The 19,182-nt window shown below is 53.5% G+C and carries 11 protein-coding genes; 1 reads left to right on the top strand and 10 read right to left on the bottom strand.

What is annotated here, in order from left to right; all coding sequences use genetic code 11:
- Positions 1-549 precede the first annotated feature (549 nt).
- A complete protein-coding gene (locus tag ACO0LM_RS27280) occupies positions 550-2,301 on the bottom strand; it encodes a WD40 repeat domain-containing protein (protein ID WP_423041872.1) in 1,752 nt (583 codons plus the stop codon).
- Positions 2,302-2,387: 86 nt separating this feature from the next.
- Complete coding sequence (locus ACO0LM_RS27275; protein ID WP_423041870.1) at positions 2,388-3,392, bottom strand: ADP-ribosylglycohydrolase family protein; 1,005 nt, start codon at positions 3,390-3,392, stop codon at positions 2,388-2,390.
- A 228-nt stretch (positions 3,393-3,620) separates the two neighbouring features.
- Between ACO0LM_RS27275 and ACO0LM_RS27270 the strand changes: the two genes are divergently transcribed.
- Positions 3,621-4,262, top strand: a complete 642-nt coding sequence (locus ACO0LM_RS27270) for a hypothetical protein (RefSeq protein WP_423041868.1) — start codon at positions 3,621-3,623, stop codon at positions 4,260-4,262.
- A gap of 302 nt (positions 4,263-4,564) precedes the next feature.
- Here ACO0LM_RS27270 and ACO0LM_RS27265 read toward each other — a convergent pair whose 3' ends face one another.
- The 8 genes from ACO0LM_RS27265 to ACO0LM_RS27230 form a co-directional block, all read right to left on the bottom strand.
- Entirely contained in the window at positions 4,565-5,779 is a 1,215-nt protein-coding gene (locus ACO0LM_RS27265) for a serine hydrolase domain-containing protein (RefSeq protein WP_423041866.1), read from the bottom strand.
- Positions 5,780-5,853: 74 nt separating this feature from the next.
- Complete coding sequence (locus ACO0LM_RS27260; protein ID WP_422985054.1) at positions 5,854-6,678, bottom strand: YfaP family protein; 825 nt, start codon at positions 6,676-6,678, stop codon at positions 5,854-5,856.
- A 10-nt stretch (positions 6,679-6,688) separates the two neighbouring features.
- Positions 6,689-7,486 carry a YfaP family protein gene (locus ACO0LM_RS27255; RefSeq protein WP_423041864.1) on the bottom strand — a complete coding sequence of 266 codons (798 nt, stop codon included), beginning with the start codon at positions 7,484-7,486 and terminating at the stop codon, positions 6,689-6,691.
- Complete coding sequence (locus ACO0LM_RS27250) at positions 7,483-9,285, bottom strand: DUF2300 domain-containing protein (protein WP_423041862.1); 1,803 nt, start codon at positions 9,283-9,285, stop codon at positions 7,483-7,485. Before ACO0LM_RS27250 ends, ACO0LM_RS27255 begins: the two co-directional genes overlap by 4 nt.
- Entirely contained in the window at positions 9,263-13,951 is a 4,689-nt protein-coding gene (locus tag ACO0LM_RS27245) for an alpha-2-macroglobulin family protein (RefSeq protein ID WP_423041860.1), read from the bottom strand. Before ACO0LM_RS27245 ends, ACO0LM_RS27250 begins: the two co-directional genes overlap by 23 nt.
- A 9-nt stretch (positions 13,952-13,960) precedes the next feature.
- Positions 13,961-14,728, bottom strand: coding sequence for a DUF1175 family protein (locus tag ACO0LM_RS27240; RefSeq protein ID WP_423041858.1), 768 nt, complete (start codon positions 14,726-14,728; stop codon positions 13,961-13,963).
- Entirely contained in the window at positions 14,725-16,317 is a 1,593-nt protein-coding gene (locus ACO0LM_RS27235; RefSeq protein ID WP_423041856.1) for a DUF2138 family protein, read from the bottom strand. Before ACO0LM_RS27235 ends, ACO0LM_RS27240 begins: the two co-directional genes overlap by 4 nt.
- A 181-nt stretch (positions 16,318-16,498) precedes the next feature.
- Positions 16,499-19,072, bottom strand: a complete 2,574-nt coding sequence (locus ACO0LM_RS27230) for a DUF4157 domain-containing protein (RefSeq protein ID WP_423041854.1) — start codon at positions 19,070-19,072, stop codon at positions 16,499-16,501.
- Positions 19,073-19,182 lie beyond the last annotated feature (110 nt).

The raw sequence follows: 19,182 nt of genomic DNA, 5'->3' as shown, positions 1-19,182 counted from the left end.
CAGCAAGAAATGGACAATGCCAATACGGGACTGGAAAGGAGCACTCAATCGCTTTACCATCCAGTTCGATGACCGGATGTCGCAGAACTAAACGAAAAACCGTTTACACAAAATTCCGGACACCCCCTTGGTGACCGTTATGCCTATAACGTTGATGAGGGTGTCATCAACCTGGGTGCAGCTTTTGACATTGAAGAGGATAGCGACATGTGCAGGATGCCCTTAGCGCATCGCATTGAACTCTTAAAACATCGTTCTGTTGTCTCTGCGGAATGCAGGGATAGTGTTGATTATTGGCCTTACTATGATTATTATGAAGAAGCAAAATAGGTATGCAAGTTGCAGCCCGGTCTTTCATTCAGACAGATGACTGATACCGGATAAAACGGTTTTGCTTACTTGGCAATGCTGGCTGCGGTTTTTACAGATGCAGAACTTTTGCTGACGTGGCTGCAGCTAACCGCAGCAAACATGGCAATACGCTAGGCCTTCTTACTTTCCCGACTTATATATCATCTCCGTCGGATAAGAAACAAAGCCCAGGCCCAATCACCTTGGTCGATGCTGCAAAGTTTTTTCATGCAAATCCCAATCAATGCCACGTACTTTTCCATTCTGCGGTTCAATATATTGGACCGTTTCAGAATAGTTATCTGGAATCCTATAACCAAACATGTATAAGCGAGCTCCACTCTCGACATCCCAAAGAATTAACTGCCGGTCTTTGGCACCCGTCACCAGATAGCGGCCATCAGGGCAAATGGCTGCGCATTTAACGCGCTCTCTATGTCCTACCAAAACATGTTCGCAATCCCCAGTAGTAATATTTCGAATTTCCGCAGTCAATGCTTTCCAATCTAAAAGAATAAATTTTGAACCACTAATAAAAACAGGCATGCGAGTATGTCTGTGGAAAACCCCTTCTAATAAAGTTTTCTCTTGGCCTGTTTTAACATTCCAAGTTTCCAATACATTTTTTCTACCTTGCTGATTGTATGCGTAGCAACAAATAGTATCGTCTGCTAAGCTTAAAATTTTTCCTAAATATCCTCCAAAGAGCACGCCGGCATTAACATTAATAACTTTCAAACAGGCACCACTTTCGACATCCCAAACACGTATACTTTGATCTACCGAGGTAGATATAAAAGTCTTATTGTCAGCGAGAAATTTGATGCTTATAACTTTTAGTTTATGACCAGCGTAAGAAAACCTGCAATTTCCAGTCGCGGTGTCCCATAAACGTATTATTGGAGGGCTTTCCTCTAATTGCGTTGACTCTACAGAAATAGCGAACTTTCCATCTGAGCTGAAATCCAAACCGGCGATGCTATCCTGATGTCCGGTAAACACCTGAAGACATTTTCCCGTGGCAATTTCCCAAAACCTCACGGTCATATCGGGCGAACCAGAAAGGGCATAGAGTCCATCATTTGACAACGCCATGCATGTAATGCTGTTGGTGTGCCCTTGAAAAACTTGCAGACAGTTTCCGGTTGCAACATCCCAATACCGTAACATGCCATCAATGGAACTTGATAACAGAAAACGGCCATCGGCGGTAAATATGACATTCGTAATTTCACCCAAATGGCCTGATGATGGTAGATTTTCCTGAAAGACGATGCGCTTTTCTTTCGCTATTTCAGATAGATAGGACTCAGGTAAAATTGCATAGGCAGGTACCAAAAATCTGTTTCCAGTATCCGGTTCCTCAATGTCCACTTGCGCAGTGCGTCTCCCTAGCTCTCGCCAGGGATCAATGTCTTTCACATGACCCAGACGAATAATACTTTCACCTAGAACTTTGAATTTCACTTCCTGGCCTATGTAGAGAATCTCACTAATTTCTTTGCTTGAAAGCCCAGGTTCATCACCGACTATACTCGCCACGATAGACTTTTTTTCGCCAAGCTTTGATTTGCTTGTGGAGAAAATTCCAAATCTCTCAAGACTTGCCAATAATCGTAGATTAGGAAAGAAATAGTCCTTATATTGCGTCTCTGGTGACATATATCCGGAGCTGATAATTGGAAACCAATTCTGAAAATAACAATTAGTCCAAATTTGCAACCCTTCGCACAATGCTCGAAGACATTGTCGTGAAATCATAGTTTCCAATCTTTGGAGGCTTACCTCACCGTCGCATAACATCGGTAAAAGGATATCAGGATGCTTTTGTGTCAATGCGCGAACCAATAAGTCTGCGGCCTCACTTTCATGCCCATTCACAAAAAGATATACATCAGCGTTCCTTATTTCAGCTTTTAATCCTTCAATGTCTGGTGTCGGTGTCGTCATTCTGTGATTATCCTGCGCTAGTCATCCATTTATAGGCGATTGCTTTCGTGAAGCTGATTGTGGTTGTACGCATTTTCTTAAATTGGTCAGACATTGGTTTTCTTTAAAATTTCAACGCCTGGATTTGCGTTGACCAAACCTGCATCTGCAATTGATATCCCATGCTGCCTCAACAGACCATCAAGCAATGGTTGCATTATTGCCTGGCCACGCAATTCGGTTTTCCATCTTTGCGGTATCGCTCCAATGCCATCTCGTATGCCTGCGATGCCTCCGGCGACGCAGGCTGTCGTGTCGGTGTCATTGCCCAGGCGGACTGCTGCACGGACCACATCTTCATAACTGCCAGTTCCCAGCACCATACGGGCAGAGCGCAGGCAATCAACAACATAGCCTGAGCCTTTACCTTCGGCTGGATAGTCGGGCCGGATTGACCATTCAAGTTCTTCCAATTCTTGCGGACTGTCAGCGTAGAGGTTGCGTAATACCATTACGGCATCTGCCCAGGGATCGGCAACATCGTTGAATATTCGACGTGCCCACAAGCAGTATAGCGCGCAACATATTTGTGATCGCAGATGTGCATGTGTGACTTGAGACTGCAACTGTGCATCCCTCGCCAGATCAGCATCAGAACCGCGATGCCACAGCGCCAGCGGCAATACGCGCATCAGCGAGCCATTGCCATTTTCATGCGCGTCGCGCGCGCCAGCGTCCAGGGCGGGCACATTCTGGCGCATCGCACGTATTGCTTTTCCGGTGGTGATACCGACATCAAACACGATTTCATCTACCGCCATATAACCAGCGTCGTACCACATCACCAGTCGCCGACCGAAATCATCTGCATCAAATCGCTGACATGCAAGCAATGACGCCAGCAGGCAAAGCGCTTGCGCCCCATCATCAGACCAGGTTCCTGGCGGAACGCTGCCATGTGAACGTTTAAAGTCGGGCGGAGGATCGAACTCTATCAGCTCAATAGCAGGGATGGCCGACGCATCATGAAATTCATACGGCACACCCAGTGCATCACCAACCAGCAGCCCGATAAGGCCACCTGTCAGACGTTCTTGTAGTGAGGGTTTCATCGTGAGTTGAAATGAAATATGGGAAATTCAAACAAAGGAGGATTTGATCAGCTTCGCGTCATCTTTCTCTATCATTGTTTTTTTGAATGAATAAAATGATATGTCAACACGCGCAAGTTTGCAGCCTTAAAAACAGATTGTAAAAAAATGTTTCTGATAAATTGTAATTTATGGTAGTGTAAATAAAAACTTTCTGTGTTTCTTTGATTCATGGTAGTTAATTTTGTCATGGCAAAAATGCGTAAAAACCTATCAACGATAAGTCTGATTTTATTAGCCTACATGGCAATTTTCCCTGCAACCAGTTATGCGCGCCCGCTATTCATTCTTGAGCAGCAGCCGGAATTACAGCAGGCCATCAAAGGCTTATTTTCCTTGTACAGAATGAACCGTTTCTTCACAGGCGAAGATGTCGAAGCTACCCTGGGTGTTCACTTCACACCTGCTGCATGCTGGAATCCTGGCACTGATGGCTGGCCTGATAATCCGATAAAAACATACTGTGAGCAGAAGGCAATTAACCCGAATAAGAATTATCCCGTCGGCTATTCGCATGCCCTGAATCGGGACACGCCACCGAAAGTAGCAAGAGTGTATGCCAGCATATCACTGGAAAAACTCAAGCCTTGTCTGACGCTCTGGGAACTTGAAACCTTTGCCCAGGTACATTTCAAAATCGCGCCTCCGCAGAGGCAACCTATGCCATTCATTCCACCGAATACCAAATATGTGCAACTTGAGACGGTTTATGAGCTTTTTTCAGACTCGGATGGTTATTACGGTATGTCGCTTCCCGTTTTGACGGCGAGTAATTGCGTCAAATCGATATCGACAGGTAAGGTCAGTGCAGAGGTTTGGAAAAAAATGTAATAAATCACGGTAGTCATTTCCGTGTGATGTGCTCGCATTAAAATAAGTTCTATAGGATAGGATTTGAATTGTCGTAACGTAAGGGCTGACTCCCAATTTTGGTCTGGCTTAATCCGGAACGGATTGAGCAAGAAGTATCACAGCATGTAGCATAAGATGACGCGACAGGTACGTTGATAAACGCCGAATTCGAATTTGGCTGGCTGTGTTAAGCGAATCATATTACAACAGAAGCCAAATAAATCGCATCTAGGAAATTTCGTGATATCTGTGAATTTTTCGTGCGTTGCGGGCTTGAAATTCTACTTTTCTGAGCCCAAACTCCCCATCACCACACGACTACACTGCAAAGGCACATACCCTTCCCATTTCCACGGCGTGTACACGTCCCGTATCAGCAATTCCAGCAGATCTTTGAAGATGTGGTCGCCGTTGGCGCTGTTGCTCATGATGACGACGGCGGTTTTTTGGTCGTCGAAGACGACGGAATGGTTTTCCCAGCCGTCGTCGTGGCCTTCTTTGAAGTAGGCTTTGCCGTGGGGTGTCTGGAAGATGCCCCAGCCCAGGCCGTAGGATAGTTGTATGGGTTTGTTGTCGTCGCTTGATGTGGTGGACAGGGTGGGGAACTGGGTGGGTGTGGTGATGGCGATCTGTGGTGCCAGCATGATGGCTTTGGCGTCTTTGCTAATGATGCTTGCCTGCATGACGCCCTGGATGAAATGGGCGTAGTCATTCAGGGTGGTGTCCATGGAACCGGCGGCATGTACTTTTTTTCTTTTTACGTGGTCCATTGGTTTTTCTTTTGCATCGTGACCGACGGCCAGGTTGTCGCTGAAGCGGTCTTGCCATTGCATGCTGGTGTTGTGCATGCCAAGGGGATTAAAAATTCTTTCCTGGATCAGGTCGCCTGTTTTTTTGCCGGTGACGGTTTCAACGACGAGTTGGGCCAGATAGATGCCTTCGCCTGAATACGCATATCTGCTGCCGGGGGTGAATTTTATTTCAAGCTTTTTGCTGGCGTTCAGCCAGCGGAAGTTGGCGAAACCGGCGGTATGGTTCAACAGCATGCGCAGCGTGATGGTCAGGTAGCGCGGGTCGTCTGCCAGGTCGCGGTAGTTGTCATAGTCTGGCAAGGGCTTGGGTAGGTATTTTTGTATTGGTACATCCAGATCAAGCACGCCTTCAGTCACCAGTTGCGATACAAGCGTGGCAAATACGGCCTTGGTGAAGGATGCACCATACATGATGGTGTCTTCGGTCAATGGCAATTGCTGGTCTTTGTCGCGCCAGCCAAAGCTCTTGGTATAAACAATTTTATTGTCGTTGAGGATGGCGATGCCAAGGCCGGTGACGCAGGACGCTGCCATCATGCGCGTGACCTGGGTTTCTACTTCTGTGGACGAGATGCTGGAACCATCCAGACGCTTGATTGTGACTGGTTCGGCCAGCGTGGGCATACTTGCGATGGCCAGCAGGGGTAAGACCACAAAAGCGGCAATGGCTTTAGTCCATTTCATGCGGTTCTCCTGATCAGATTAACCCTTAGATTAGACTTTAGATTACACCCCAGATTAAATCTCAAATTGCACCCTCAAAACATGAACGATTTCACCAGGTTCAAATCGCCGATCTTGCGTAACGGGATGACGAAGCTTTCGCGTTTTTCTCTGGCGGTGTTTTCATAAAACACCAGGGTCACGCGGGCGGTGATGATGGGCTGTTTGCGTTGGCCTTCGTCAAAGTTATAACCGCCTGCGCTGGTATAGTTACCCCAATAATTGACAAACACATGGTAAGCGCCATGCAGGGGGGCGATGGTGGTGAACATTTCTGGGCCGGGGCCGTCGACGCTATCAACATCGAGGCCACCACCGCCATTCAAGGTGGGCACGCCAAAAAAGGCGTGCTGGCCGTCGGGGGTGATGATGTGCAGGTCCACTTCGGCTTCTGGCGCATCCCATGAACAGATGATGCGTAGCTGGGGCGACAGTTGCTGGGTATTGGCTTCGTAATACTGTACGCGTTGCAGGCTCTTGCCATCTGGCCCCATGATTTCTATATTGTTGGAACCGCTGCCAAAGGCATAGTGGCGTTCATAGCGGCCATCGGTGCCATAGTTGAGTACCATGGGGTTGCCGTTGACGATGAGGGTGTGCTTTCTTTGTTTGCCAGCGTCGCGGATGTGGCCTTCGATCAGGGTGCGGTTTTTTTGCGTGCCACGGTCTATCGGTGGCAGCGGGTAAGATGCACGTCCTTCACTGGATTTGTCGGTCAGGCCGCCATAGTTCCAGCCACCACGCGGGCTGTTGATGGTGGGTTGTTCAGTGGCGGCGGGTTTTTCATCGGCGAGGGCATGGGTGGTGCCGATCGCACCGCTTAGCACGACACAGCCCAGCAAAAAAAGGGGGATCTTCATGGCGTGGGTCTCAAGGATAGGTGAAGGATTTGATCAGCGTCAGCTCACCGGCCTTGCGCATGGGCACCTGAAAGCTTTGCTGCTTTTCTGAAAGCGTGCCTTCCTGGCTGATGATGGCGACCTTGGCGATGGTCAGGTCTTTGTCATTGCCGCCGCTGCCATAATAGTTGACGTACACATGGTAGGTGCCTTTGATGGGGGCGGTGTTGGCATAGATTTCTGGCCCGTAGCCGGTGGTGACGTCGACATCCAGTGCGCCGCCATTGGCTACCACGCGGTTGCCGTAAAACACGTGCTGGCCGTCTGGTGAAATAACGTGCAGATCAAGATCGGTGCCATCGCTGTCCCACGACAAGACCACACGCAGGCGTGTCAGTGGGCGGCTGGTGTTGGTGTCAAAAAACTGCACGCGCTTGACATCGCTGCCGTCAGGGCTGCGCACTTCGACATTGTTGGAACCAGAACTGAACGAGTAGGGGCGGGCAAATTCACCAGCGGCGCCCACAGACAGCGGCATGCCGACACCATTAACGATCAGTTTGCCCGGGCCTTTTTTGATGTTGCCATTGATGCGGCCTTTGATCAGGGCCATTTCGTTCTGGCCTTCGGTATTGACGGACGATGCCGGGTAATGCACGGGCTGGGTAAAAGGGGATGATTCACCGCCGCTATGCCGCCAGCCACCACGCGGGGCGTCGACATTGACATCGGCAGCGAAGGCGCTGGTCGCCGATAGCATGGCCACGGTTGTGCCAACGGCGGTACCAACAGCGACGACGGCCAGGCGTGTGAATTTGAGCTTGATCATGTACTTCCTTCTATGAGGCGGCGCGCCAGTTTTTCTACATAGTCTTCGTTGGCGCCGTTCGGATGAAATCGTAAAGCCAGGTGCAGGTATTCATGGGCGAGGGTGATGCGTTCGTCCAGGCTGCGCCAGCCGCGTGCATAGATACGCATGCGCTTCTGGTCTGAATAAGGGTTGCCGCTGGCCAGGGCGCATACGGCGGGTGGCGTGTCGGGGTTTTCAAAACCGGGCTCGCGGCGCAGCAGGGCTTGCCATTTGCTGCTGTTATTGGCCAACCAGCTTTGTGCTGCGGCCAGAGGTTGACAATCGGATTTGCCGTTGAAGCTGGCGATGCTGGCTTGCGGATAACTGGCGGCCAGGATGCGTTCAAAATTCCAGCCCTGGCTGGCCTGTTTTGCGGCGTCTTTCAAGGACATGCGGTTGGTGCCGGCGCTGTCATTGTGATAGCGCACGTTGGCGCCTTGCAGTATCAGGTCATCGGTGAACCAGGCGGCATCCATGGCGGCTTCGGTCGCTGGGTTGGCGCTGACGCGCTGGCGGCTGGTGGCGTCGGCGATGCGCCAGCAGCCATGGTCAAGGGCGGCATTTTGTAGCAGGTAAGTGCGGGCGGCAATTGCCAGGCTGCGGGCAGCCTGCACATTGGCGGCGTCGCCTTCACGGTCTACCACGCGGGCAACATAGTCATTGACGCTGAGGCGGCCAGTGATTTGCGGTGCCATGCCGGGCGCACGCTGCAGGGTAAGGCTGCCATTGCTGTTGATGTCCAGCGTATTGCCATTGGCAAATTGCAGGCGGTATTTGCCTGTCATGGTGCCGACGCGGGCGGTGGTTCCGGTCGAGTTGACAGGCGCTGGCAGAGGAAGGACTTCACGCAAAGGGTAACGGGCAAAAAAATCGACATCGACGCAATGGGCTTCGTCGCCAACATTGTCCATGTTATTGATACCTGCCCAGCGTGGTGCGGGCAGGGTGATGGCCAGCGCATTGGCCCAGGTGCTGAGGGTAGACCGGCTGGACCCACGCGCACCAAACCAGAATGGCGTGCCATCGGCCAGCCAGCCTGCGGCACCACCAAAGGCGCTCTGGTCAGGCAGATGCCAGGAATAGGTTTTGTAGCGTATGCCGGTACCCAGTTGCGCCCAGGCTGCGCGGCCATAGCCTTGCACGGCGGTTTCCAGCAGGGCAGCGCGGGCAGCGGCACGTGCCTGTGGTGAAAACTTGTTTAAGGTTTCCAGCAAATCCTTGATGCTGATCTGGGTGTCTGGCTGTAGTTGTGCTGTGCGCTGTAACCAGGTGGCGTCGCTGCGGGTTTGCCAGTAGCTTTTCCAGTCCTTGTCGTTCAGACCCAGGCGTGCCGGTGAAAAGTAGGGCGCGCATGACCTTGCCAGGGCGCTGTCGCGCTGCACCTGATCGCCGGGTTCACAGCAATAACGTTCTTCGTCTTTTTCCAGCTTGCTGCGCTGGTCTTTTTTTGCATTGCAGGTATAGGCACTTTCCCGCACGTGATTGTCTTGCAGGTAGGCGTAGACAAACAGCTTCCACAGGCTACCGAGTGGAATTTTTTGTTCTACCGCTTTGCTATCCGGAGTGGATGATGTGCTGGCTGAGGTACCAGGCAAGGCACCTGACAGCGCGCGCAGCTCCACCTTGCCATCGCGCAGCCAGGCCACCGTGGCTGTGCTGGCTTCATCCGCCGCATGGGAGGACAAAGGCAGCACTGCTACGGCCCCTATGGTGGCGCTGGCAAGCATGCTGACACGGATTAGCTTACGCGCAGGGTCAGCGAATTTCCATAATCGCACGTGGCTTGTCCTCAAAGGCTTTCTGGTCTGGCTGGTACATACGGTAGTAGCGGGCAGGCGGCAGGGCAAACTTGCCGGTCTGCGCGGCCCTGACCAGGTGGCGCACCACGACTTCATTTGTCAGTGCGTCTACCGGCACGGCATAGCCACGTGGGGTCTGTTCATAACGCGCACGTTCCATCGCTTCCATATCTTTGCCACCAGGGAAACGAACGCTGATGCCCCAGGTAGAACGGTCAGCCGTGGTACCCGGTGGCAGCGGTACTTCAACGATGCCAAAGTTCAGCGTCGGGCCGGATGTGCGGGTCAGCACGACTTCATCCAGATACACTTCATCGGTCTTCAGTGTCGCACCATCACCCAATAATTCCAGCTTGAACCCAGCTTTGCCAGGCACAGGCTGTGCCACTGCACTTGCCGAGTTGGCGGCAGGTTTGCTGGCGGTGCTTGGCGCGGTGATGGCTTCTGGCACCAGGCGGTACAGGCGGCGTTCCAGCTTCACTGGCAGACTGGATTTTTCTGGCTCGCGGCTGTCAAACTGGGCGATCGCTATCATGCCGGCACTTGGGGTCGATGTCATCTTGATGACGCCTGGTGCCGGTGTGGCGGCAGTGACATTCCAGCGGAATACATTCTGGCCGGTGATGGTTTCCCTTGCCTGCCAGCCGGCTTCCAGTTCCACCTTGGCCATGTTGTTGCGCAGCAGTGGGTCATTGGCGCCAGATTTACCGGCAGTACCGCCACCCATGGCGCGGTAAGTCCACAGCAGGGCCAAGGCGCGGTCTATGGTTGGGTATTCAGCCCGTACCCGTTCAAGTACCGCTGCGCTTTCATTGGCCGGGCGTTTGCCAGTCAAAATCAGCAAGGCTTCACCCAAAGGCAGGTCGGCCTGGTGTACGCGTGCTGCGGCATCCGGCAGGGCTGCGCTGGTGGCGGCTGTCAGGTTGCCCTTGCTTTGCTGGACCACATAGGCGGCCAGCAAGGTGCTCATGGCGTTTTGCAGATCATCATCCCGGCTGGCAAAGATCATACTGCTCATACCAGAGCGTGGGGTCACAGCGGCTGGTTTGGCAGATGCAGCCTTGTTGCCCAGTTCTTCGCTCAGGGCTTCGGCCAGTGAACGTACCGGCAAGCCCATGTCCTGCATCCAGTACAGCATCAGGGCGCGTTGCCATACGGGCTGGTTGATGCCGTCCTTGCGATAGACTTCGGTCAGGCGATCAAAATGGCCGTCTGGCAGCGCCAGTTTGAGGGCGCGGCTGGCATGCCAGTCGGCATAGTAGGCATAGGTGGTCAGCAGGGCATCGCCATCCTTTTCTGGCACGCTCCACCAGCCAAAGGTGGCGTTGGGGCCAGCCATTTGCGCCAGGCGGAAGCGGTAGCTGTACAGGCGTTGCGTCAGTTGTGCCGTCAGTTTTTCTTCGCTTGGCAGCGTCGCCTGCAAGGCCAGGCTGTATGGGATCAGGCGGCTGGATGTTTGCTCGACACAACCAAACGGGTAGTCGATCAGGTCATCCATCAAACGGCGGAACTGGGCATTGGCGCTGTCTGCAAATTGCAGTTGCAGGTTGCTGGCATCTGCTGGCAGTTTCAATATGGTTTCCTTGCCGGTGACCGGCACGCTGACCGAGCGCTGGCTGAGCCAGTGTACGGGGATAATCTTCAGCGGTACATTCAGCGCATCGACCGTCTTGCCGCCCACAGCCAGCGACAGGTCTATCTTGTTGTCGAGGCCATTGGCTTTCAGCGGCAGCGACACAAAATTGGCACCCGGTTTCAGTTTCAGGTTTTCTTGTTTGTTGACGCCAGAACCTGTGACACTGAGGCTGGCGCTGGCATCCTGGTTACCCTGGTTGAAGATGGCGACGCTGGCGTTAGGTGCATCCTGCACGCGCATCCAGTTCGGGCTGGTCCATTTCACATAAAAATCTTTATCAGACCGCACATAGGCAATGTTTTGGCCGACATTGCCGCTGGCGGCCGTGGCCCGCACGGTAATGCGCCAGCGCGTCAGCGAATCAGGCATGGTGAAGCTCAGGCGGGCGCGACCGCTGGCGTCGGTGGTGACATTCGGTTGCCACAGGGCGGTGTCCTTGTCTTCACGGCGCGGTCTTTCCAATACCTTGATGGCACGGTCATGGGTTTGCCCGTTGGCCGGTAAGGCCAGCTTGGATGGCGGTACCGCCAGGTCATAGGCGATAAAGCTCAGGCTGGCCGAGGTGCGCACGTTATTGCGACGCGGGTGATAGAAAAAGTCAGAAATGTCCGGTGCAATTTCTGGCTGCAGCACATAGATCATTTCATCCACCACGCCCACCGTCAACTGGCTGCCGCCTGCTGGCTGGCCGGCGACCATGGCAGTCAGGTCCAGCGTGACCTTGTCACCCGGCGCATACACGGCCTTGTCGGCTTTGACGGCGACGTTGATGCGTGGCTGTTCCACCTTCAGGCCCAGGTTCTGGAACACATAATCAGCACCCTTCACATACACCACAGACAGGGTGATGTTGGGGCCATAGGTATCCTGCACTGGTATTTCTACCTTCCACTGCATCGGTGACAAACGCTTGGCAGTGAGCCAGCCGCTTGCATTCGAGTTGCCATTATTCATCAAAGCAGTTTTTTCTACCTTGTCACGTTCCAGCGTGAACAGGGCCTGGTCAATTTGCTGCGGGAAGGTGATCAGGGCACTGGCTGTTTCACCCGGCTTGTAGCTGGCCTTGTCAAACACCATTTCTATCGAACCCTGCGGCGCAGTGACACCGGCACCGCTGACATAATGGGATGTCGCACCAAGGATATTGCCGTTAGCATCACGCACTGACAGGGTATAGGTGCCAGGTTCAGGGAAGGCCAGGCCCAGCTTATTGCTGTTGCCAAGTTTACCGCTGGATTTTTTCTGGTTTTCCAGTCTGACCCAATCCCATGTTGCTGGCGCGCTGAGGGTGCTGACCACGTTGCCGGGTACCGGCAGGGCAGTCATGGCAAAGTTCATGTTTTCACCAACGGCAGAGAAGGCGCGTTCGGCTTTCAGGCTATAGGTACCGGCACCACGTTCCACCAAAATTTCTTTGGTGGCGCGCACGCGGTAGGCAGCACCGTCGGTCGCCAACACCGTCAAGACATAGCGGCTGGGCTCAGTCGCTGCGGGCAGTTTAAAGTCGACAAAGCCATTGCTGTCGGTGGTCAGTACGGTGTTGCTCAACTGAACCGGGAACTGGCCTGCATAACCCAGGTCACCTTCCACTATCGTCAGGCGCTGGGCGCGTACGGTCAGGTCTGCCTTGGCATTGACCACGGGTTTGCCGTCGGGGTAGACCAGTTGCAGCTTGCCGCTGACGGCTTCATTGGTTTTGTAATCTTTTTTACCGGGCAAGACATTGATTTCAAAATGCGGCTTTTGGTATTCTGCCACGCGGAAGGCAGCACCGTAGTTATTGCCCTTGTAGTTGAAGCGTAATTCGTAACCACCGGCCACCGCATTGTCTGGCAACTGAAATACGGTGTCACCACCCGATTGCGGTGTCATTTGCAGGGTCTGGGCCGCGACCGGGAAGCCATTGGCATCAAACACCTGCAACTTCAATTCACCTGCGGTGATGGGTGTGGATTCACGGGCTGATAGGAAAGTACGGCCCAAAAATTTCACATATACAGTTTCGCCAGGGCGATACAGGGGGCGGTCGGTGACGGCATACAGTTTGGTGTTATAGATTTCGCTGTCGTAATAATAGTTTTCTGCAACAAAGACACCGCCTTTGCTGTCTTCACCATAGACATAGGTTTTTTCTGGCGCATCGCGCTCAAAATTGGCTATGCCGCTGGCATCGGTGTTACCGGTACTTAAGATACCGGCACCGTCGGTCCATACGGTTTTGGCTTCCGCCACCGGCTGGCTGGTGCGGCGGTCTGCTACCCATACCAGCATTTGTTTGCTGGACACTTTGGTGACGGCGATGGAATCAGACACAAATACCAAAGTCACAGCGCGATAGCTGCCGACCATGGCTTCCACCAGATACAGGCCGGGTTCTTTTTTACCCAGCGGTATCAGGACATTGCCTTTGGGCGAAGCGATAAATTCACTGCTGCTGCCATCGAGCTGGACGCCTTTGGGTGGCTGTATAGGCTGGGCCACATGCACAGGGTAACGGAAGCTGTCTACCAGGGTATGCGCCTTCAGCGGCTGGTACAGCGGGTTCAGTTGCTGTGGTGTCGGGGCTTTCACCAGCGGGTGCAGGCGCACTTCTGGCACTTGCGTGGTCACGGCTTTCCTGGCATCGGCAGAAAACAGGTTGCGCCACATCCGGCGCGACGCCATCCACCAGCTATCCCAGGTACGGGCCAGGGCGTCGGCTATACCCTTGCCCTTGTAATTGCCCTGGCTATCAATGCGGTGCAGGTTTTTTTGTGCCTTCAAAAAGTCCAGCGGGTCTTTGACCTTATAGACGTACACATCGACACCGCCATATTCGGCGATCTGACCCATGTCTTGCGCTTCCAGCCGCACGGTGGCATTGTCGGCAGAACCATAGGCCGCATCACTGAGCAAGAAGAACGATGAACCGCCGCTGCCATCCTGCGCTATCGCAGGCATGAACAATAATAGGGCGCACAGCGCTGTCAGGAAAGTGAAATAGCGAGATTGATTGAGTTTGGCTTTCATTGGGCGCTTTCAGGCGGACAAGAAATTGAGGCGATACACGCCCGCAAAATTGGGATTATCTTGGGTAGGGTGCCAGCGCGTATCGCGCCAGGCTTGCAAGTCGCGCAGCTTGACGGCGCGCAAGCCATTGTCAGTGGGCGTGACGGTGCCGGTGTGATAGGCGATGTAAGAATTCATCCACACCATCAGATGCTGGGCATCGCCCTGGTCATAAAACAGCAAATCACCGGGGGCGGCCAGGTTACAGTCCTTGCTGCGAAAACGGGCGTTCTCTTGCACCATTTCTATCGCGCTGACATAGGCCGATACCGAGCCATCTGCCAGCCGCCACTGATGGCGCACCGACTGGGTACTTTTGTCCAGCTCGATTTCTGGCGGCAAGGCCGTGCCCAGCATGCCATTCGCACGCTTCCATTTTTCATCATGCTCGCGCAGCGATTCGGCCACGGCAAAACGCACCAGGCCCACACAATCACGCTGTTGCCAGCGCGGGGTGGGGCCTGCGGTTAACTGGGCAGCGATGATGCGTGTCATCCAGCCCCTGAAGCTGCGCGATTGCGCCGGTGTCAGTGCCATCGGTGTGCTGGTTACCACAGGCGAAGCCGGATTGGCCGCTTTACTGTTACCAGATGCGGACGGGGACACGGGTAATGGTACCGCTGGTGCCGTCACCTTTTGCGCCAGCGCCAGCCGCTGCCAGCCCAGTACGCCTAATGCGGCGCTACTGGCCAGCGTGCCCTTCAGTGCCAGGGTGTGCAAGACTTGTCGGCGGTTCAATTGGATTTCTCCTTGCTGATCCAATCGACTTTTTGCCAGGCTTTGCCACTGGCCTGGGTCTTGCTCAATTCCAGGCGGATAGGCGGGTAACTGGCCAGGGCCTTCATGCGCGCTGGCAGATGGGTCTTGGCTGCATCCAGAAAACTGGCGTCATCCGGGTTGCTGAGGGCTGCATACACTTCGCGCTGCGCCATTTCAGACAGTGGGCGCGGCGTGATCATGCCCAGTGTGTTCTGTGTGCCAGGGCTTTGGTCCGCCACGCTGGGGTTGCTGCGGGCGATGGTGTCGATGACTTTTTCAACCAGGCCACCATCAGGCGAAAACACCACAAAATCGGCACTGGCCGCCAGGGTTGCCTTGCTGTTGGCATTGCGCCAGAATTTTTGATCAGGCTTGGCCTTGGTTTTGCCCTTGCCGGGTGCGGCCTGTTCGCCACTGGCGATGGCCCAGGTGGCCATGGCTTGCAAGGTGGTGTCGCGGTTGGCGGTATTGGCAGGCAGTTTGGCAATAAATACCGGTGAATACAAGTTCGATTCACGGTACCAGCAAGCCAGGCCAGGACCAGACAGGCTGGCCAGTGCCTGCTCAGGCAAATTTGGCTTGGCAGACGCTTCTTTCAATACCTGGTTCACCATCGCCCAGTCAACCGGCATGACCACGCAGGCACTTGGGTTGGCCGGGGCGGCAGTCCACAGCGCCGGGTCCAGCAATTGGGCCGATGTCAGTTTATTCGAATCCAGCCAGACCGAGGTTGACCAGTCGCCACCAAAATCAAAACGCATACCTTTAAAGCCCGACACAAAAGCGCCATACCCCAGCGCCATGGTAGGCGCGCCTAGGGCCAGCGTGTGTCTGGCGGTATCAGCAGGTGGGGCTGCAGAGCTTACTATATTGTCCAGGTCAAATTGCTTCGACAGCGCACCATCATGTTCCAGCCAGTTGGTGACGGCAGCACGAGCTTCTTTCACCATGCTGTTGCTTTCATCAAACAGCAGGCCGGGATCAGACAAGACCACCATGCGGTCGCCCTGGCTGATCAACAGCAGGGTACGGCGCGGGTTGACTTCCAGTGCCAGGACCAGTGCGTTGCCTTTGTCGGTGCTGATGTCGCCGGCTTTTTTCAACTGGCCATCTTTCAAGGCAACCTTGGCAGCTTCTTCCAGCGCCTTGGTAAATACGCCGCGGCGCATGACGACGGCATAATGGCGCAGCGCACCTTTGCCATCGCGCCAGAAGGCGACTTCTGCCGGTTCATTAAAAATGCTGGCGTATAGCTTGTCTTGCCAGTCAAGTTCATGCTCATAGGCAATACGCTTGATGGCACCGTTCAGGCCCATGCGGTCTTCGTTCTGTTCGTAATAAAAGGCCAGGTCTTCGGTCAGCACATCTTTGGCGATGGGCACCCGCAACAAATCACGCGGCAGCCTGGACAGGCTGGTGGTGCGTATCAGCGCATCAGGTTGTGACATATCCACTTTCAGGCGGCCGCCCACGTAGTGATAATCTTTCCAGTGCTTACCCAACTGGTAGGCAAGAGCCGCGGCGGCGACTGTGACAACAGTACCGGTGACGATCCAAATACGACGCATGAATTCTCCCTTTTGCGCAGAGGTCTTTAGTTGCACGAATACTATCGAATGCAGACAGGGCTGACAATCGAATTTCTCTATATTGCTTTAAATTTTGGTAAGCATCTGTAAATATGCACATGCTTGGCAATAAGGTCACCAAATAAGGTCGTCAAATGCATACAGGGACTATAAGCTGGGGTTATGGGCCGGCGGTCCAGTCTGCTTTAACTGCGTTGATTAAGGACAACTTGATGGACTCGGCCTGAGTTATGGGGGTGCCGCTTCGGGGATATAGTTGGTCGAACTTGTTGCGGTCGGCGCCGTTGTTGTTTTTCGCTGCAAAAATCTGATTGTTTGGCATTACCGTTGGCGTATAGGTAAAGTTCTCCGCAGCATTCAAGGTGGTGGCATTGTTCTGGTCAAAATCCAAACATACTCCACGTACCAGCGCCAGCGTGGTTGCCGCAGGCCATAATGTTTTGGGGCCATCCAGGGCAGGCACCGGCAGCATGCCACGCAGCGTATGGCCCAGCGCAAAATGGCCGATGCGGTATTCGTTCTGCTGGAGACCAATTGCTTCGTAGTCGTCATTGCCTGGTGCCGCTTCTTTTGCAAAGTTGACCAGCATACCCAGCACGGTGTTGTCTGGTCTTTGCACAGCCAATACCTGTAAAACAGCGAAATTCGGGTTATTGGTATGCAACCAGGTCAAGACAGGATCTTTCTTTGAGCCAAGGTGGGTAATGACCGTTTGCAACAAGGCCGGTGCCGCCACGACCTGAGCCACTGCAATAGGCTTGAAATTGGCATACTTCTTCAAAATGTTAGGAAGTGAATCCAGATTGGTGAGCGTTGGTATCATGGCCTGCAGGGCCACAAAGCTGGGGTTGGCCGTTTCCAATACGCCAAGTACAGCAGCATCTTTCCCGGTCAGCCAGGTTATTACAGTCTGTAGCAACGCTGATGCGCCTGTCAATTGAGCTAATGCAATGGCACGGAAGTTGGGATAACTTGTAAGAATGGCGGGCAAGCCTGACGTTTTCGTAATCGTCGGCATCAAGCCTTGTAGCTCTGCAAAGCTGGGGTTGGCCGTTTCCAGAATACCAAGCAGGCCTTTATTGTCTGTTAACCAGGTGATCACTGCTTGCAACTGGGCCGATGCGCCTGCCAATTGAGCTAGCGCAATGACGCGGAATTTAGGGTAAGTTGCAAGAATGTCTGGCAAGCCTGCAGTTTTGGTGAGCGTCGCTATGAATCCCTGCAAAGCCCCAAAATCGGGATTGGCGGTTTCCAGTATGCCAAGCAGGCCAGGATTGTTGGTTAACCAGGTAATCACGGTTTGCAGCAACGCCGTTGCGCCAATCACTTGTGCTACTGCTATTGCGCGGAAGTTGGGATAAGCGGCCAGTATGTCTTTCATCCCGGACGTTTTGGTTAATCTTGGACTCATCGCTTGCAAGTCAGCAAACGTGGGGGCGGCAGTTTCCAATATCGCCAGCATGCCAACTGGCATCTTGCCAAGGCAGGTAATCACGATTTGCAATTGTGCTGCTGCCCGGGTCTTTTCTGCATCGGTAATGGCGAAGAACCTTGGATAGTGTTGGCAGATATAACCAAGCTGACTTATATCTTTAAGGTCTGCGTTGTTTGACATGCCCAATACCATCGCTCGCAAGGGCGGCGCCTGTTCGCCTACCATGCGTCTGACGAGACTGGTTCCCGCCTCCTTTTTTACCAGCTTGGCCAATTCCGCTGCACTGTTTCCGACAAAACCCAATAAATGATCGTAATTTGCCTCATCAAGATTTTGTAATATCTGTCGTTTTAAGAGTATAGGATGTGCTGTAGCTACGATTTTCCTGAGGAAATCTCTTGTCGTTGTTTTTGCCAACTCTAAGGCTGATCCCCACCCCTGAGTAATGGCGTTCAAATTATTGGCATCCCCTTCAGTGAAGCCCTTGCCAAGCGCAAGAATATCGTCTTTTTTTGTGAGCTGCGCCACCGCCATCGTTTGCACGATGCCCTGTCTTTGTACTGCTGAATAAACGCCCCGTGTTTCCAGGCTTTGCCGTTGTGCCGTAACACTTGCTGCCGCTACCGACATGGCTCTGGCCCCCATCACATCGGCTTCCTGTTCCAGCCCCACGTCGTCATTGACTGGCACCCCCTGTTTCATTTGCAGGGTGGGGCGCACGCGGCCCTGTGCTTGCTGGACCACATGCCAGGCTTCATGCGGCAAGTGTTTTTCTTGCCCCGGTGCCAGGTGGATGTCGCTGCCCTGGGCATAAGCATGGGCTTGTAACTGGGCGGGTTTGTCGGAGTTGTAATGTACCTGGACATGGTCCAGGCTCATACCGGACAGGCTTTCCACACCTGCCTGTAGTTGCGCTGGCAAGCCATTGTTCTTTGATGGGCGGGCGTTGGTTGCAACAGGTGTGCTGCCTGCTTCGCCGGTTTCTCTGCTGGCTTGGCGTTGCAGGGCAGGGGGCTGGCGTTGCATGTGTTGTGCGGCATGTTCATCGGCCATCGCCTGCAAGGTGTTGAGCCGGGTTGCCTGTGGGCTTTGTCCTGCCATTTTTTGCAGGTTTTGTAACTGCAATGCCCTTGTGCTGTGGTTTGCCAGGCTTTGCAATTGCCGCATGGCACCTGCTTCAGGGCGCTGATCGGTAGTCTGGATTGTGCTGTCAATCAATCCCAGGCCTTGCGTTTTTCCCTCTGTCGTTTTCGCTGAAAGAGTTTTGCTGGCAACGTCCTGGCTGGTATGTGTCTGCATGGCGATTGACTGTATTCGATAAAAATGGAGCGACGCTAAATCAATACAGACTGGAGGGAACGCATTTTTGTCGTAGCGCCATCATGGCGCAGCAAGCTACTGTCTTGCTG

Origin of the sequence: Undibacterium sp. Di26W, assembly GCF_049340265.1 — a bacterium.
GTDB lineage: Bacteria > Pseudomonadota > Gammaproteobacteria > Burkholderiales > Burkholderiaceae_D > Undibacterium.
The sequence above is the reverse complement of the archived record's forward strand: the minus strand, read 5'-3'. Positions and strand labels throughout refer to the sequence as shown.

Coding starts and splice junctions, on each gene's coding strand:
- ACO0LM_RS27280 (WP_423041872.1), bottom strand. CDS start 2,301: ATGACGACACCGACACCAGACATTGAAGGATTAAAAGCTGAAATAAGG.
- ACO0LM_RS27275 (WP_423041870.1), bottom strand. CDS start 3,392: ATGAAACCCTCACTACAAGAACGTCTGACAGGTGGCCTTATCGGGCTG.
- ACO0LM_RS27270 (WP_423041868.1), top strand. CDS start 3,621: ATGGCAAAAATGCGTAAAAACCTATCAACGATAAGTCTGATTTTATTA.
- ACO0LM_RS27265 (WP_423041866.1), bottom strand. CDS start 5,779: ATGAAATGGACTAAAGCCATTGCCGCTTTTGTGGTCTTACCCCTGCTG.
- ACO0LM_RS27260 (WP_422985054.1), bottom strand. CDS start 6,678: ATGAAGATCCCCCTTTTTTTGCTGGGCTGTGTCGTGCTAAGCGGTGCG.
- ACO0LM_RS27255 (WP_423041864.1), bottom strand. CDS start 7,486: ATGATCAAGCTCAAATTCACACGCCTGGCCGTCGTCGCTGTTGGTACC.
- ACO0LM_RS27245 (WP_423041860.1), bottom strand. CDS start 13,951: ATGAAAGCCAAACTCAATCAATCTCGCTATTTCACTTTCCTGACAGCG.
- ACO0LM_RS27235 (WP_423041856.1), bottom strand. CDS start 16,317: ATGCGTCGTATTTGGATCGTCACCGGTACTGTTGTCACAGTCGCCGCC.
- ACO0LM_RS27230 (WP_423041854.1), bottom strand. CDS start 19,072: ATGCAGACACATACCAGCCAGGACGTTGCCAGCAAAACTCTTTCAGCG.